Origin of the sequence: Noviherbaspirillum sp. Root189 (genome assembly GCF_001428545.1) — a bacterium.
Taxonomy (GTDB): Bacteria; Pseudomonadota; Gammaproteobacteria; order Burkholderiales; family Burkholderiaceae_D; genus Noviherbaspirillum.
Genome location: NZ_LMHZ01000012.1, coordinates 64559 through 78634, shown reverse-complemented (window position 1 = coordinate 78634; position 14076 = coordinate 64559). Strand labels below are relative to the sequence as shown.

Genomic DNA, 14076 nt, shown 5'->3' with positions numbered 1-14076 from the left:
CGCGCCCCCACCCAAAACCTCCCCATGCAGGGGAGGCAGCCCTCCTCAGGAGCCGTTACGACAACATCCGTTGGTGTTGCAAGTGTTCGGTTACATGCTTTTTCGCATGTCTCAATGCATGACCACAAATTCGCCTTAGACATCCTTACCGTCGACAGCCGAATTGTTGCCTGAAAGCATCGAATGGAATGATGAACGGAAAGATGGAGATAAGATGTATCTCAATTGAGAGAGATGTTTCTGAATGTAAATTGCAGCGCTGACGGCAGGCGTGAATGCGAAGGCTGAAGGCTTTAGCGATGGAGTTCTCAGTCTCGTTGTCCGAGGGAGCGGTGTAACGGGTAATAATGCACGCCGATTCGGGGTGCGGGAGCGTCACTGGATAAAAGAAAGGCACCGTGAGGGTGCCTTTCGCGACTTCGTGATGAGGACAACTGCTAGTACAACTACTAGTACAACTACAGCTTAGTCATCCTGACGTACACAATCAACGTAATACCCACGCCGCCCAGCTATTTCCTGCGTGACCAGGCCATGCACATCGGTCTCGAAGCCAGGAAACTTCTCATTGAAATCGCGTGCGAACTTCAGGTAATCGACGATGGTCTTGTTGAATCGCTCGCCCGGGATCAACAGCGGAATACCCGGTGGGTAGGGCGTCAGCAGAATTGCCGTCACCCGACCTTCGAGCTCATCGATCGCCACACGCTCAATCTCCCGATGCGCCATCTTCGCAAAGGCATCGGACGGCTTCATCGCCGGCTGCATATCCGACAAGTACATCTCGGTCGTCAGGCGTGCCACGTCATACGTTTTGTACATATCGTGAATCTGGTGGCAGAGGTCACGCAGTCCCGCACGCTCATAACGCGGATTGGCCGCAGAGAACTCCGGCAAAATGCGCCACATCGGCTGGTTCTTGTCGTAGTCGTCCTTGAACTGCTGCAGCGCGGTCAGCAGCGTGTTCCAGCGGCCCTTGGTAATGCCGATCGTGAACATGATGAAGAACGAATACAAGCCAGCCTTCTCGACGATAACGCCGTGCTCGGCAAGGTAACGCGTCACGATCGAGGCCGGAATGCCGCTCTCGCCGAACTTGCCGTCCAGTGACAGTCCTGGCGTCACGATCGTCGCCTTGATCGGGTCCAGCATGTTAAAGCCTGGCGCCAGCTTGCCGAAGCCGTGCCAGTCGTCTTCCGCACGGATCAGCCAGTCTTCCTGCGTGCCGATGCCGTTTTCCGAGGTGACGTCCGGTCCCCATACCTGGAACCACCAGTCCTGGCCCCATTCCTGATCGACCTTCTTCATCGCACGGCGGAAATCCAGCGCTTCGAAAATGCTTTCCTCGACGAGCGCGGTGCCGCCCGGCGGTTCCATCATCGCAGCCGCCACGTCGCAGGACGCAATGATTGCGTACTGCGGCGATGTGGACGTATGCATCAGGTAGGCTTCGTTGAACATGTCCTGGTCCAGCTTGACCGTCTGCGAATCGCGGACCAGGATCTGCGATGCCTGCGACAGACCGGCCAGCAGCTTGTGCGTGGACTGGGTCGAAAAGATCAGCGATTCCTTGGCGCGCGGACGGTCCTTGCCGATGGCGTGCATGTTCTTGTAGAAGTCATGGAACGTCGCATGCGGCAACCACGCTTCATCGAAGTGCAGCGTATCGATCTCGCCGTCCAGCATTTCCTTCAGCGTCTCGACGTTGTACAGCACGCCGTCATAGGTCGATTGCGTGATGGTCAGGATGCGCGGCTTCTTGTTTTTCGCTTCGCGAGCGAAGGGATTGGCCTCGATCTTCTTGCGGATGTTCTCCATCTTGAACTCTTCCAGCGGGATCGGTCCGATGATGCCGAGGTGATTACGGGTTGGCATCAGGAACACCGGAATCGCGCCGGTCATGATGATGGAGTGCAGGATGGATTTGTGGCAGTTGCGGTCCACCACGACGATGTCGCCGGGGCCGACCGTCGAGTGCCAGACCATCTTGTTGGAGGTCGACGTGCCATTGGTGACGAAGTAGCAGTGATCGGCATTGAAGATACGCGCCGCATTGCGTTCCGACGCGGCGACCGGGCCGGTATGGTCGAGCAGCTGGCCGAGTTCTTCCACCGCGTTGCAGACGTCGGCGCGCAGCATGTTCTCGCCAAAGAACTGGTGGAACATCTGGCCCACCGGTGACTTCAGGAACGCGACGCCACCGGAGTGGCCGGGACAGTGCCATGAATACGAACCATCCTGCGCGTAATGAACGAGCGCACGGAAGAAGGGTGGCGCCAGGCTATCGAGGTAGGACTTCGCTTCACGGATGATGTGGCGCGCCACAAATTCGGGCGTGTCCTCGAACATATGGATGAAGCCGTGCAGTTCGCGCAGGATATCGTTGGGGATATGGCGCGAGGTACGGGTCTCACCGTAAATGTAGATTGGAATATCGGCGTTCTTGTAGCGGATTTCTTCGACGAACGCGCGCAGCGATTTCAGCGCGAAGTCGGTTTCTTCCGACGTGCCGCCGCCAAACTCTTCATCGTCAATCGACAAGATGAAAGCCGATGCGCGGGATTGCTGCTGGGCGAACTGCGACAGGTCGCCATAGCTGGTCACGCCCAGGACTTCCATGCCTTCCTTCTCCATGGCTGCGGCGAGCGCGCGAATGCCTAGGCCCGAGGTATTCTCGGAACGGAAGTCTTCGTCAATGATGACGATGGGAAAGCGGAATTTCATGTGGTCTCCAGGATGAAGGGTACGAGGGAGACGCCTGGGCGGGAGAGCTTGCGCGCCAAAATTACGAAAACCGGGATTTTCGCAGATATGAGTGAAATGTGTGTGAAAAGTGCCGGGTAAGGATCGAATCAGATCTGGTCAGGCTGTCGACTCGCTTCAGGAACGCCTGAAGCGGTCCGCGCCGCAGCCAGACTGGCGGATGTGATCGGATCGATCTTCCCCAGCGTGCGGGCCACGCACATGAAAACCGAGGCCGGACATTAATTCCCTTGGATTCTTTCATAAGTGACGAACGCATAATCAAACCCGTTCTCCTGGGAATGGTACTGTTCGCGGGTCACTTCTTTCCAATCCTTTGCATCGATTTCAGGAAAAAAAGCATCACAATTAAAAGTTCTGGCAATCTCGGTAACGACCAGTCTGGATGTGCGTGGCAGCGTTTCGGTGTAGATCTGCGCGCCACCGATGATGCAGGCCGGCACACCCTCGACGAGTCGCAGCGCCGCGTCCACCGACGTTACCGCTTCGACACCCTCCTGCTGCCAGTCCGGATTACGTGTGATAACGATGTTGCGCCGATTGGGCAGCGGCTTGCCAATCGATTCAAACGTTTTACGCCCCATGATCACCGGATGTCCCACCGTAGTGCGTTTGAAGTGCGCCATGTCTTCCTTCAAGCGCCATGGCAGCGAATTATTGATACCGATTCCGCGTTGTGCATCGGTGGCGACGACGATGGTAAGTGGTGACTGGATCATGAAAAAGTGCATTATCGAAGAGTTAACTTGTTATTGCGGCTTTTGCCGCATCGGCTGGGGCGGCAAAATGCGGAATTATCGACGACCTATGGACTCGAACTGCTAATTGCCTAAACCGGCTCAAAAGGCGGGTTAGACCAATAAGCTCAATGGCGCCTTCGGCGGCGCAGTCCCCATACGTCTGCTAAAACCGCCGCCATTATACGGTGCCACACTGACGCCCCCACCTTGATCGCTTCGCTTACCAGGCTGGACTCGACCAGCACTGGTTCAAACCGGTTGGACTGGATGTATTAAAAAGATTGCCGGATCGCCCTGAGCCGACCAGGGTTTTGGGCGGTGCGTTTTTAGTAATTCGGCCTCGGATTGTATATTCCTTAAGGATCTGGAATTTAGCTTGACCTTGCTATCATTGGAAGGTTTATCCTGCAGGTATAGCTAATGGAGCACCCTATGGATACCGTATTGCAAGCTGACCGCAACAGCACCGCCCGCACCCTGACCTTGACCGAACTGAGTTTCGGCGTCGAAGGCATGACCTGCGGATCGTGCGTTGCGCGTGTTGAAAAGGCACTTGCCAAGGTTCCTGGCGTCAATGGCGCAAGCGTGAACCTGGCGACGGAAAAGGCCACGGTCCAGGCACAGCCTGGCATATCGCTGGAAGCGCTCACAGGCGCAGTCGAAAAGGCTGGCTATCACGTTGCCGTGGAGCCAGTCTCCTTGTCGATCACCGGAATGACCTGCGCCTCCTGCGTCACGCGGGTGGAAAAGGCATTAAAGAAAGTCGCCGGTGTCCAGGATGCCAGTGTCAATCTGGCGACTGAAAAAGCCCAGGTACAGGCGACCGGTGTCACTGCGGAAGCGCTCATCGCGGCAGTGCGCAAAGCCGGCTACGAAGCGTCCATCGCCCGCCATACGCCTGAAGAAAAGACATCCGGCGGCTTGCCGGCATGGTGGCCGGTGGCGGCGTCGGCGGCCTTCAGCCTGCCCTTGGTCTTGCCCATGATCGGCATGCTGTTCGGCAGCGACTGGATGCTGCCTGGATGGGTTCAATGGTTGCTGGCGACCCCCGTGCAATTCTGGCTGGGCGCGCGTTTCTATAAAGCCGGCTGGAAGGCGCTGCTGGCCCGTTCCGGCAACATGGATCTGCTGGTTGCAATCGGCACCAGCGCCGCGTATGGCCTGTCGCTGTATCTTCTCCTGCAGCATGCGGGCCACGAAGGCAGTGCTCATCTTTATTTTGAATCCTCCGCCGTCGTGATTACCCTGGTCCTGCTTGGCAAGTGGCTGGAAGGCAGGGCCAAGCAGCAGACGGTTGCCGCACTGCGCGCGCTGGAATCGTTACGTGTCGTCGAAGCAACGGTGCGCAGGGACGGGCGTGATCTGAAGGTGCCGGTGGAAGCCGTTCGCACAGCCGATATGGTGGTCGTACGACCTGGCGAGCGGGTGCCGGTCGACGGCAGGATTGTCGAAGGCAGCAGTCATCTCGATGAATCCCTGCTTACCGGTGAAAGCCTGCCGGTCGCGAAGGGCCCGGGAGACGGTGTGACCGGGGGAGCCATCAACGCGGAAGGCTTGCTGGTGCTGGAAGCCACCGCCGTCGGTAGCGCCACCATGCTGTCGCAAATCATCAAGCTGGTCGAAGACGCACAGGCCGTCAAGGCGCCCATCCAGCGCCTGGTCGATCGCGTCAGCGCGGTGTTCGTACCGGTGGTATTGCTGGTTTCCGTCGTGACGCTTCTGGCCTGGGGATGGTTGACCGGCGACTGGCAGCAGGCCGTGCTCAATGCGGTCGCCGTGCAAGTCATTGCCTGCCCGTGCGCGCTTGGCCTGGCGACACCCACATCCATCATGGCGGGCACTGGTGTGGCCGCCCGATACGGTATTCTGATCAAAGATGCCGAGGCGCTCGAAACCGCGCATGCCGTGTCTGCGGTAGCATTCGACAAGACCGGCACACTGACCGAAGGCAAGCCGGCGGTCGTTGCGATCGAGGGAGCAGCACAAGATCCTGAAGCCCGCGACGCTCAACGCGAAGTCCTCGAACTGGCACACGCCGTCCAGCAATACAGCGATCACCCACTGGCCGCCGCCGTGAAGCAGGCTGCCATCGCAAAAGCGGTGATACTGAAAGCCGCGACGGAAGCCAGGGCGCTTCCCGGTCGAGGTGTTCAGGCCAACGTCGAAGGTGCCGTCGTGTATCTGGGTAACAAGCGGCTGATGCAGGAAATCGGTGCATCCATCCAGGTGCTGGAAAAACAGGCAGCGTTGCATGAAGCCGCCGGACGTACGGTCTCCTGGCTGGCCCGCGCAGAATCGGATGATGCCCGCCTGATCGGCTTGCTGGCATTCGGCGATACGGTGAAAGCGTCGGCGCGTGACGCCGTCGCGCGCCTCGAACGCATGGGCGTGCATTCGATCATGCTGACTGGCGACAATCCCGGCAGTGCGCGCGCAGTGGCCGAGGCCGTAGGCATTCATGAATTCAGGGCGGAAGTCCTTCCAGCGGATAAGGCCGACGTGGTTGCCCAGCTTAAAACCCAAGGTCGCAGGGTCGCCATGGTGGGCGATGGTATCAACGACGCACCCGCCCTTGCGGCGGCAGATGTGGGCATCGCGATGTCCACAGGAACCGATGTCGCCATGCATACGGCAGGTATCACGTTGATGCGCGGCGATCCTGTACTGGTCGCTGACGCCATCGATATATCCAAGCGCACCTATGCAAAAATCCAGCAGAACCTGTTCTGGGCATTTATCTACAATCTGGTCGGAATTCCGCTGGCTGCATTCGGTATGCTCAATCCTGTCATCGCAGGGGCCGCCATGGCGTTCAGTTCTGTCAGCGTCGTGTCGAATGCCTTGCTGCTGCGCCGCTGGAAACCCCGGCCCGCCGTTACCCGGCCGGATGTTCATCAAGCGTAATGATTACGGTGCTGGAAAAGAAAGGAAACTGACATGAATATTGGACAAGCTGCGACCGCAACCGGCGTGTCGGCAAAGATGATCCGCTACTACGAGAGTATTGGATTGATCAAGGCATCGGCGCGAACCGATTCCGGCTACCGTACGTATGGCCAGAACGACCTGCATATCCTGCGCTTTGTAAAGCGTGCCCGCACACTCGGCTTTTCACTGGAACAGATCCGCGACCTGCTGTCCCTCTGGCAGGATGGCAGCAGGGCCAGCAAGGATGTCAAGGCGATCGCACACGAACACGTGGCGGATCTTGATCGGCGTATCCAGGAGCTGACGGAGATGCGCGATACACTGAAACACCTTGCGTTCAATTGTGCCGGTGACGATCGACCGGATTGTCCGATCCTGCTCGGGCTGGCGAATGAGGAGGGCATGGACGCTTCGCATAAACAGCATGACGCGCCGGGAAGGCGTGCGTCAGATTGTGCACATTAAACGACTTGCGTCATCTGCTCGATCCGCTCCGTTGAAATCTCCATTTCCAAAAGAGAAATGTGTTTTCTCTCCGTCGATGTTCGAAGCCCGAAGCCCTATTTGGCAACTTCGGACGATTAATGCCATCCAAGGCTTGACCTGCCTCCTGTAGGAAGGTCTACAATACCGGGGTGACTTGCAACTGGCAACCAAAGGCATTTTCCAGATTTACTTATATGATGCGTGTCCTCAAGACATTTTTGCTTTGGCTACTAATAGCCGCTTTGCCCATCCAGGGCATGGCGGCTGCCGTCAAAGCGTCTTGCGGTCCGCAGCACCATGACATGTCGGCTGTTACGACGAACGGTGCCGAGCATCATCACGATGCCGGGTCCCTTCCTCATCATCATGAGAGCCCTGATGTAAATACTGCATTGGCTGACACGGACATCGACGTAGCTGACACTGACACGTCATCGGACACCAAACACGTTCACAAAACGTCATATTGCAGCGCCTGCGCCGCTTGCTGTTTTGGCGCCGCAGCACCGCCGCCAACTGTATCTTTGATGCCTGCATTCAGCAGTGTTGAAGCGGCAGTCAATCCTCCTGTAATTTCCTACACCGGCTTTATTCCTGCTGGGCTGGAACGTCCTCCAAGACATCTTTTCGCTTAATCGCTGCCGTGGCCTGGCGGCAGGCTTTGTTCGCCTGCCTTGTCTCCGGCTCACGTCGTTTTTCGTGTCAACGCACGTCTGGCATGTCTGGCACGTCTGTATTGCCGATTTTGAGGAAAGCAATGTCATCCAAGCAATGGCTTGCAGTTGTCGCATGGGTCGTCGTTCCCATGACTGCTACTGCGCAACAAAAACAAGCACAGTTCGCCCCCACCGACGCCAACGCGCCCATCACCAGTATGGGCTACGAGTCTGCGTTCAAGGGCTATCGCGCGTCCGGAGATGAAGAGAAAACACCGGATAAGGTCTGGCGGTCTGCCAATGAAGAAATGGGCAGGCTCGGAGGCCACGTCGGCCAGATAAAAGCCGATGCAAGTCAACCCGTTGTGAAGCATGGCGCGGATGCGGAAGTGCCGATGGAAGGTACTCCAGCCGACCACCGCACGCATCACTAAGGTGGGCAATATGACTGATAAACAATATATGCCGGGCCGCTCGTTCGCCCTGGCGGGCCTGCTTGCTTTGGTCCTCACCGGTTGCGCTAATTTTTCGAAAGATGGCGGACTGGAGTCGGTGTCAACGATGACCGGCAAGCGGACTGGCCAGGATGTTCAGTTTTCGAAACCATCTCGGGACGCCGGTTCGACTTCCGGGCAAGTCCATCAGCTGTTGGCACAGCCGCTGACAGCGGATACCGCGGTCCAGATTGCCTTGCTCAACAATAAAGGTCTGCAGGCATCCTTTGCTGAGTTGGGCGTGGCGGAAGCCGATCTGATCCAGGCCGGCCGTCTGCGCAACCCCGGATTTTCCTTTGGACGTCTGCGCGGCGGTGAAGATGTTGAAATCGAACGCAGCGTCATGTTCGACCTGGTAGGCCTCCTGACCATCCCGATTCGAAGTGGAATCGAGCAACGACGATTTGAACAAGCCAAGCTGCAAGCCACATCTCAAGCCGTGCAACTTGCCGCTGACACGCGTCGCGCCTATTTCAATGCGGTAGCTGCGCAGCAAACAGCTCGGTACATGGAACAGGTACAGGCCGCCGCCGACGCCGGCGACGAACTCGCACGGCGGATGGCTCAGGTAGGCAACTTCAGCAAGCTCGACCAGGCGCGCCAGCAAGTGTTCTATGCCGAGGCGACTGCGCAGGTCGCCCGTGCCCGCCATAACGCGACCGCTGCCCGTGAACAGCTCACGCGTCTGCTGGGACTCTGGGGACCAAGTGCGGCATTCAAGCTGCGCGACAGGCTTCCGGACTTGCCGAAGACCCCTGACGACATGGCAGACGCAGAGCAATTGGCCATGTCACAACGTCTCGACATTCAGATGGCCAGGCATGATGCCGAAGCGACGGCAAGCGCACTTGGCTTATCCAGGGCAACCCGCTTTATCAATGTGTTTGATGCCGGTTATCAGAACAAAAGCGAGACTGGTGCTCCACGGGCGAACGGCTATGAAATCGAGCTTGCACTCCCAATATTTGATTGGGGCGGCGCCCGTACAGCAAAAGCAGAGGCCACGTATATGCAATCGGTCCATCGTACAGCCGATATTGCTGTGCGTGCACGGTCACAGGTACGAGAGGCATACTCCGCATACCGCACGACCTATGACCTGGCAAAGCACTATCAGGCCGAGGTCGTCCCATTGCGGAAGAAGATTTCCGACGAAGTCCTTCTTCGCTATAACGGGATGCTGGCGAGTGTCTTTGAATTGCTCGCCGACGCCCGTGACCAGATTACCAGCGTGAATGCCGCCATCGAGGCGCAACGCGATTTCTGGATTTCAGAAACAGATCTGCAGGCAGCGATCAATGGGTCGGGCGGTGCAGACGGGGCAAATGCTAGTGGTGGGCGGACTCGCAGTGCCGCGTCCGCCGGAGTTGGCGGCGCAGAACACTAAGGAAGAAATGAAAATGGTTTCACGCAGAGATTTTTTTACAGGTGCCGCCGCATTGGTCGGCGCAGGAATGGTAAGCCGGGTCGGTGCAGCGTCGCTCCCCGAGGCACCGATCATGGAAGGTGCCGCGACACAGGCGCCGCTCATACCGCCAAACGGGCGTCCATATAATCCGGTCGTGACCTTGAACGGCTGGTCACTGCCATGGCGCATGAATAACGGCGTCAAGGAATTTCATCTTGTCGCGGAGCCGGTGGTTCGTGAACTGGCGCCTGGCATGAAAGCCAACCTGTGGGGTTACAACGGACAATCGCCTGGACCAACCATCGAGGTGGTTGAAGGTGACCGCGTGCGTATTTTTGTGACGAACAAGCTGCCCGAACATACGAGCGTCCACTGGCATGGCCAACGCCTGCCGAATGGCATGGACGGCATTACAGGCTTGACCCAGCCAGGCATCAAGCCCGGGAAAACCTTTGTCTACGAATTCGTCGCCAAACGACCCGGCACGTTTATGTATCATCCGCATGCGGACGAGATGACGCAGATGGCAATGGGCATGATGGGGTTTTGGGTAACCCATCCCAGGAACCGGGATTTTATGAAGGTAGACCGGGATTTCGTTTTCCTGCTGAGTAATTACGACATCGAACCAGGAAGCTTCACGCCGAAGGTCAACACCATGCTGGACTTTAATTTGTTCACCTTTAACAGTCGGGTCTTTCCGGGCATCGACTCGATGAACGTGCGGCAGGGCGACAAGGTGCGCATCCGGTTTGGCAACCTGACGATGACCAATCACCCGATTCACCTGCATGGACACGAGTTTTTTGTAACGGGCACCGACGGTGGATGGACGCGTCCGGAATCCCGCTGGCCAGAGGTGACAACCGACGTGGCGGTCGGACAGATGCGGGCCATTGAGTTTGAAGCTACTGACCTGGGAGATTGGGCTTTCCACTGCCATAAGTCTCACCACACGATGAACGCGATGGGTCACAACGTACCGACCATGATCGGAGCGGACCATCGCGGCGTCGCCCAAAAGATCAGCAAGCTGGTTCCGGATTACATGGTCATGGGCGAGCGTGGGATGGCGGACATGGGCGAGATGGAAATGCCCATTCCAGACAACACGCTCCCGATGATGGGAGGGCAGGGGCCATTTGGTGGCGTCGAGATGGGCGGGATGTTCACGGTCGTCAAGGTGCGCAAAGAGCAGAAGCCGGGGGATTACAAAGATCCCGGTTGGTATAAGCATCCGGCGGGCACTGTCGCCTACGAATGGACGGGCGAAACCCCGGTTCCTGCACGCAGCGGTTCGGCAGGTGGTCAGTCAATGCCGTCGGCGAACAGTGCCGGAAATCTCGAAATGACAGTCAGGAAGCCGACCGGTCACGGCGGACACCACTAAAACATATCAGCGTACACCGCAACGAAAATCAGATGAACAAGCAAAACACAATCAACACGCTTTCCGCCTTCGCCATGTCGCTCATGGTCGCAGTTAGTGCATCGCCCGCCTATGCGCACACCGGAGAAAAACACATACAGGTCGATGCCAATGCCAAAGCAGCCGTCTCCACAGACGAGCATGCGTTTGGTAAACAAGGTGACCCGAAAAATGTCACGAGGACCATTGTCATCGGCATGTCGGACACCATGCGCTTCGACCCGGTGGATATCGCCGTCAAGGCAGGCGAGACCATTAAGTTTGTCGTTACCAACAAGGGACAGATGATGCACGAAATGGTGATCGGCACGATGGACGAACTGAAGGCGCATGGTGAACTGATGAAAAGGCACCCTGGCATGGAGCATGACGAGCCGTATATGTCGCATGTCGGCCCAGGCAAGAAAGAACAAATGGTGTGGCAGTTTACCAAGGCGGGCGAGTATTACTACGCATGCCTGATCCCGGGTCATTTCGAAGCCGGTATGGTTGGAAAAATCACTGTAAAGAAAGGATAGTCATGAAACGGCACTTACTAATACAAGCCACACTCGTCGGAGCCCTGACGCTGCACCTGTCCGCCATGGCAGCCGCACCGATTATCGAAGTCTACAAAAGTGCGTATTGCGGTTGCTGCACAGAATGGGTCAAACACCTGGAGAGTAACGGCTTCAAGGTTAAAACGCAGAACGTCGCCAACCCCTCCGATTATCGAGAGAAATTTGGTATCCCCGAGGAGCTTGGTTCATGTCACACCGGTCTGATCCAGGGCTATGCGCTGGAAGGCCACGTGCCAGCCGCCGAAATCAAGCGCTTGTTGGCGGAAAAGCCCAAGGCAAAGGGCCTGGCAGTGCCTTCGATGCCGATGGGTTCGCCTGGTATGGAGGGGCACCGTAACGATCCGTATGACGTGATGCTGGTACAAGGCAACGGCAAGTATTCCGTGTACAAGCATTACAACTGATATAAACGAAAGGACTCGAAAATGCATACTGTCGCGAAACTTGCGCTCGCTGCGGCAATTCTGGGTACTGCTCCATTTAGCAGTCATGCAGCGTCAGATGAGACAACGCCCTCCGCATCTGCTCAGTCGGATGGCCAGATGTCGGAAGGCGAAATCCGGAAGGTCGATAAGGAAGCCAGGAAAATCACCATCAGGCATGGCGAGCTTAAAAATCTTGAGATGCCTCCAATGACAATGGTATTTCAGGTAAAAGAGCCCGAGATGGTAGATAAAGTAAAGCAGGGCGACAAAGTAAGTTTTTTAGCCGAGAAGATTGGTGGCAAATTTACAGTCACACAAATCCAGGTAAAGCAGTAATACCAATCCCTCAATGCGGTCATGGCGCGCGAGCATCATGCCTGCTGTTTTGATGATGAACGCATGGTCTTGCAACGACGGAAGCCGACGCGCTGGAGCGGCGCGTTGGCGATAAGACTTGCGTTCAACCCTGTACACTCATACTACGAATTACGAATCCGAAACACACCATGTTGAAACACCACCTATCCAGATATCTGATGCTCGCGTTGGTTTTCTTGTCGGCTCATCCATCCATCATGGCCCAGCAATCGACAAGCCCTGGCATGCAGAAGCGGCTGAGTGATCTCTTTTCAAGTTCAAAAGAGGAGGAACTCCTGGAACCCGACCTGGCCTTCAAACTGAAGGTAGTCGCTTCCGGTCCCACCACGCTGGTTGTAGACCTGATACCCGCAGACGGTTATTACCTCTACAGGGACAGAATTCGCTTTGCGCTAAAAAACGCGCGTGGAGTGGCAATCAAATCGGTCAAACTCCCTCCGGGCAAGGTAAAGAACGACCCAACATTTGGCAGAATGGAAACCTACGAAAAACCAGTTCAGGCTGAGATTGCACTGGAACGGGCTCCAAATGCGAAGAACATCACGCTCGCGGCCAATTATCAAGGGTGCAATGAAAAGACCGGTGTTTGCTATCCACCGATGGGCAAAGAGATTAATCTAAATTTGCCCTGAATCGGGTTGATGCTATTTGCTGGTGTGCCGCATGACGGGCAGGTTGTGCGCATTGTCAGAGAATGCCCGCGGTCCATGACTTCTAAATAACTGGTCCACCGAACCTGAGGCTATCTTTTATACAAGTAACTTCGTTCGCTATACCGCCATCGGCGCCGTAATCGGCGCGTGATGCTGATACTCTTCCAGCGAAAAATCACTCGGTTCGACTTTTTCCAGCCATTCGGGTGCATACAGCCCAGTGTTCGCGTAATCCGGAATGCGATCGGATATCACGAAGCGCGGTGCCGGATACGGTGTACGCGCAAGCTGTTCCTTCACCATGTCGAGATGATTCTCGTAGATGTGGGCGTCGCCAATGAAATAAGTGAACCAGCGCGGCTTGTAACCAGTGAGTCGTCCGACCAGATGCAGCAGAGCTGCGCCTTCGGCCAGATTGAATGGCGTGCCGAGGCCGACGTCATTGCTGCGGATATACAGGCACAGCGAGATTTCCCTGGTCGATGCGTTCGGCAGGAACTGATAGAGCAGGTGGCAGGCCGGCAATGCGATCGCGTCAAGGTCGGCGCAGTTCCAGCCGTGGAACAGGATGCGGCGGCTGCCGGGATTCTTGATGATGGTGTCGAGGCATTCGCGCAACTGGTCGATGGCTTTATACAAAAGGACTTTCGGCTTGCCGTTGTCTTCGAGTGCGGAAACGAGTCGGAAACCCCGTTTCTGTGCATCGTCGATCTGCTGTTGCTTATCCGCGTCGAGCAACTTGTAAGCCGGCCATGCACGCCATTGGACGCCATAGACCGGGCCCAGGTCATCTTGTCCCATTCGATAGGGATTGGCGAGCCAGTCCGCATTTTCGTTGGCATTCTGGTCCCAGACCTTGCAACCCAGTGCCCGAAATTCGGCCGCGCTGCGTGTGGCGCGCAAGAATCCAACCAGTTCACCCATGACGGACTTGAAAGCCAGCTTCTTGGTCGTGACGGCCGGAAAACCGTCCTTCTGCAAGTCGAAGCGCATCATCGCGCCCGGAATGCTGATGGTGCGGATGCCAGTACGGTTTTCCTGCCAGCTTCCGGAGTCGAGAATAGTCTGGATGAGTTCTTGATATTGCTTCATGGGGCGGCGGTCGGTTGGGGTCGGACGGAGTCTGAATTTCTGGATGTTGCGCTATTTTAAGTTA

General features: G+C 56.6%; 13 protein-coding genes. 9 read left to right on the top strand and 4 right to left on the bottom strand.

All coding sequences use genetic code 11. The features are described 5' to 3' along the window. Positions 1–465 precede the first annotated feature (465 nt). Together ASE07_RS08275 and ASE07_RS08270 are read right to left on the bottom strand one after the other, a co-directional pair. On the bottom strand, positions 466–2724 hold the full coding sequence (locus ASE07_RS08275) for an arginine/lysine/ornithine decarboxylase (RefSeq protein WP_057290339.1): 2259 nt from the start codon (positions 2722–2724) through the stop codon (positions 466–468). 260 nt (positions 2725–2984) lie between these two features. Continuing rightward, complete coding sequence (locus tag ASE07_RS08270; RefSeq protein ID WP_057290338.1) at positions 2985–3482, bottom strand: dihydrofolate reductase; 498 nt, start codon at positions 3480–3482, stop codon at positions 2985–2987. Between the two features lie 453 nt (positions 3483–3935). Between ASE07_RS08270 and ASE07_RS08265 the strand changes: the two genes are divergently transcribed. Beyond that, the gene (locus ASE07_RS08265; RefSeq protein ID WP_057290337.1) at positions 3936–6407 is read left to right on the top strand and encodes a heavy metal translocating P-type ATPase; all 2472 of its coding nucleotides are present in this window, start codon (positions 3936–3938) and stop codon (positions 6405–6407) included. Positions 6408–6440: 33 nt separating this feature from the next. Then, positions 6441–6896, top strand: coding sequence for a Cu(I)-responsive transcriptional regulator (gene cueR / locus ASE07_RS08260; protein WP_057290336.1), 456 nt, complete (start codon positions 6441–6443; stop codon positions 6894–6896). Between the two features lie 251 nt (positions 6897–7147). Here the strand turns inward: cueR and ASE07_RS29625 are convergent, their stop codons facing one another. Continuing rightward, positions 7148–7285, bottom strand: a complete 138-nt coding sequence (locus ASE07_RS29625) for a hypothetical protein (RefSeq protein WP_235548394.1) — start codon at positions 7283–7285, stop codon at positions 7148–7150. A gap of 389 nt (positions 7286–7674) precedes the next feature. Between ASE07_RS29625 and ASE07_RS08255 the strand changes: the two genes are divergently transcribed. From ASE07_RS08255 to ASE07_RS08225, 7 genes are all read left to right on the top strand, one after another. Then, positions 7675–8007, top strand: a complete 333-nt coding sequence (locus tag ASE07_RS08255; protein ID WP_057290335.1) for a hypothetical protein — start codon at positions 7675–7677, stop codon at positions 8005–8007. Positions 8008–8017: 10 nt separating this feature from the next. Next, complete coding sequence (locus ASE07_RS08250; protein ID WP_235548393.1) at positions 8018–9454, top strand: TolC family protein; 1437 nt, start codon at positions 8018–8020, stop codon at positions 9452–9454. A 13-nt stretch (positions 9455–9467) separates the two neighbouring features. Then, positions 9468–10865: a multicopper oxidase family protein gene (locus ASE07_RS08245; RefSeq protein WP_057290560.1), complete on the top strand. Its 1398-nt coding sequence runs from the start codon at positions 9468–9470 to the stop codon at positions 10863–10865. Between the two features lie 32 nt (positions 10866–10897). Then, on the top strand, positions 10898–11422 hold the full coding sequence (locus ASE07_RS08240; RefSeq protein ID WP_057290334.1) for a cupredoxin domain-containing protein: 525 nt from the start codon (positions 10898–10900) through the stop codon (positions 11420–11422). A 2-nt stretch (positions 11423–11424) separates the two neighbouring features. Next, positions 11425–11868 (top strand): DUF411 domain-containing protein, encoded by a 444-nt coding sequence (locus ASE07_RS08235; RefSeq protein WP_057290333.1) that lies wholly within the window; start codon positions 11425–11427, stop codon positions 11866–11868. 21 nt (positions 11869–11889) lie between these two features. Then, complete coding sequence (locus tag ASE07_RS08230) at positions 11890–12225, top strand: copper-binding protein (protein ID WP_057290332.1); 336 nt, start codon at positions 11890–11892, stop codon at positions 12223–12225. Positions 12226–12395: 170 nt separating this feature from the next. Continuing rightward, entirely contained in the window at positions 12396–12899 is a 504-nt protein-coding gene (locus ASE07_RS08225; protein WP_235548392.1) for a protein-disulfide reductase DsbD N-terminal domain-containing protein, read from the top strand. A 138-nt stretch (positions 12900–13037) separates the two neighbouring features. On the opposite strand, the gene ASE07_RS08220 is transcribed toward ASE07_RS08225, so the two are convergent. Further along, positions 13038–14012, bottom strand: a complete 975-nt coding sequence (locus tag ASE07_RS08220; RefSeq protein WP_057290331.1) for a thymidylate synthase — start codon at positions 14010–14012, stop codon at positions 13038–13040. Between the last annotated feature and the right edge of the window lie 64 nt (positions 14013–14076).

What these genes read in the sequence shown, in the direction of transcription:
- ASE07_RS08275 (WP_057290339.1), bottom strand. Translation starts at nt 2,724, where the DNA reads ATGAAATTCCGCTTTCCCATCGTCATCATTGACGAAGACTTCCGTTCC.
- ASE07_RS08270 (WP_057290338.1), bottom strand. Translation starts at nt 3,482, where the DNA reads ATGATCCAGTCACCACTTACCATCGTCGTCGCCACCGATGCACAACGC.
- ASE07_RS08265 (WP_057290337.1), top strand. Translation starts at nt 3,936, where the DNA reads ATGGATACCGTATTGCAAGCTGACCGCAACAGCACCGCCCGCACCCTG.
- cueR (WP_057290336.1), top strand. Translation starts at nt 6,441, where the DNA reads ATGAATATTGGACAAGCTGCGACCGCAACCGGCGTGTCGGCAAAGATG.
- ASE07_RS29625 (WP_235548394.1), bottom strand. Translation starts at nt 7,285, where the DNA reads ATGATGATGAGGAAGGGACCCGGCATCGTGATGATGCTCGGCACCGTT.
- ASE07_RS08255 (WP_057290335.1), top strand. Translation starts at nt 7,675, where the DNA reads ATGTCATCCAAGCAATGGCTTGCAGTTGTCGCATGGGTCGTCGTTCCC.
- ASE07_RS08250 (WP_235548393.1), top strand. Translation starts at nt 8,018, where the DNA reads ATGACTGATAAACAATATATGCCGGGCCGCTCGTTCGCCCTGGCGGGC.
- ASE07_RS08245 (WP_057290560.1), top strand. Translation starts at nt 9,468, where the DNA reads ATGGTTTCACGCAGAGATTTTTTTACAGGTGCCGCCGCATTGGTCGGC.
- ASE07_RS08240 (WP_057290334.1), top strand. Translation starts at nt 10,898, where the DNA reads ATGAACAAGCAAAACACAATCAACACGCTTTCCGCCTTCGCCATGTCG.
- ASE07_RS08235 (WP_057290333.1), top strand. Translation starts at nt 11,425, where the DNA reads ATGAAACGGCACTTACTAATACAAGCCACACTCGTCGGAGCCCTGACG.
- ASE07_RS08230 (WP_057290332.1), top strand. Translation starts at nt 11,890, where the DNA reads ATGCATACTGTCGCGAAACTTGCGCTCGCTGCGGCAATTCTGGGTACT.
- ASE07_RS08225 (WP_235548392.1), top strand. Translation starts at nt 12,396, where the DNA reads ATGTTGAAACACCACCTATCCAGATATCTGATGCTCGCGTTGGTTTTC.
- ASE07_RS08220 (WP_057290331.1), bottom strand. Translation starts at nt 14,012, where the DNA reads ATGAAGCAATATCAAGAACTCATCCAGACTATTCTCGACTCCGGAAGC.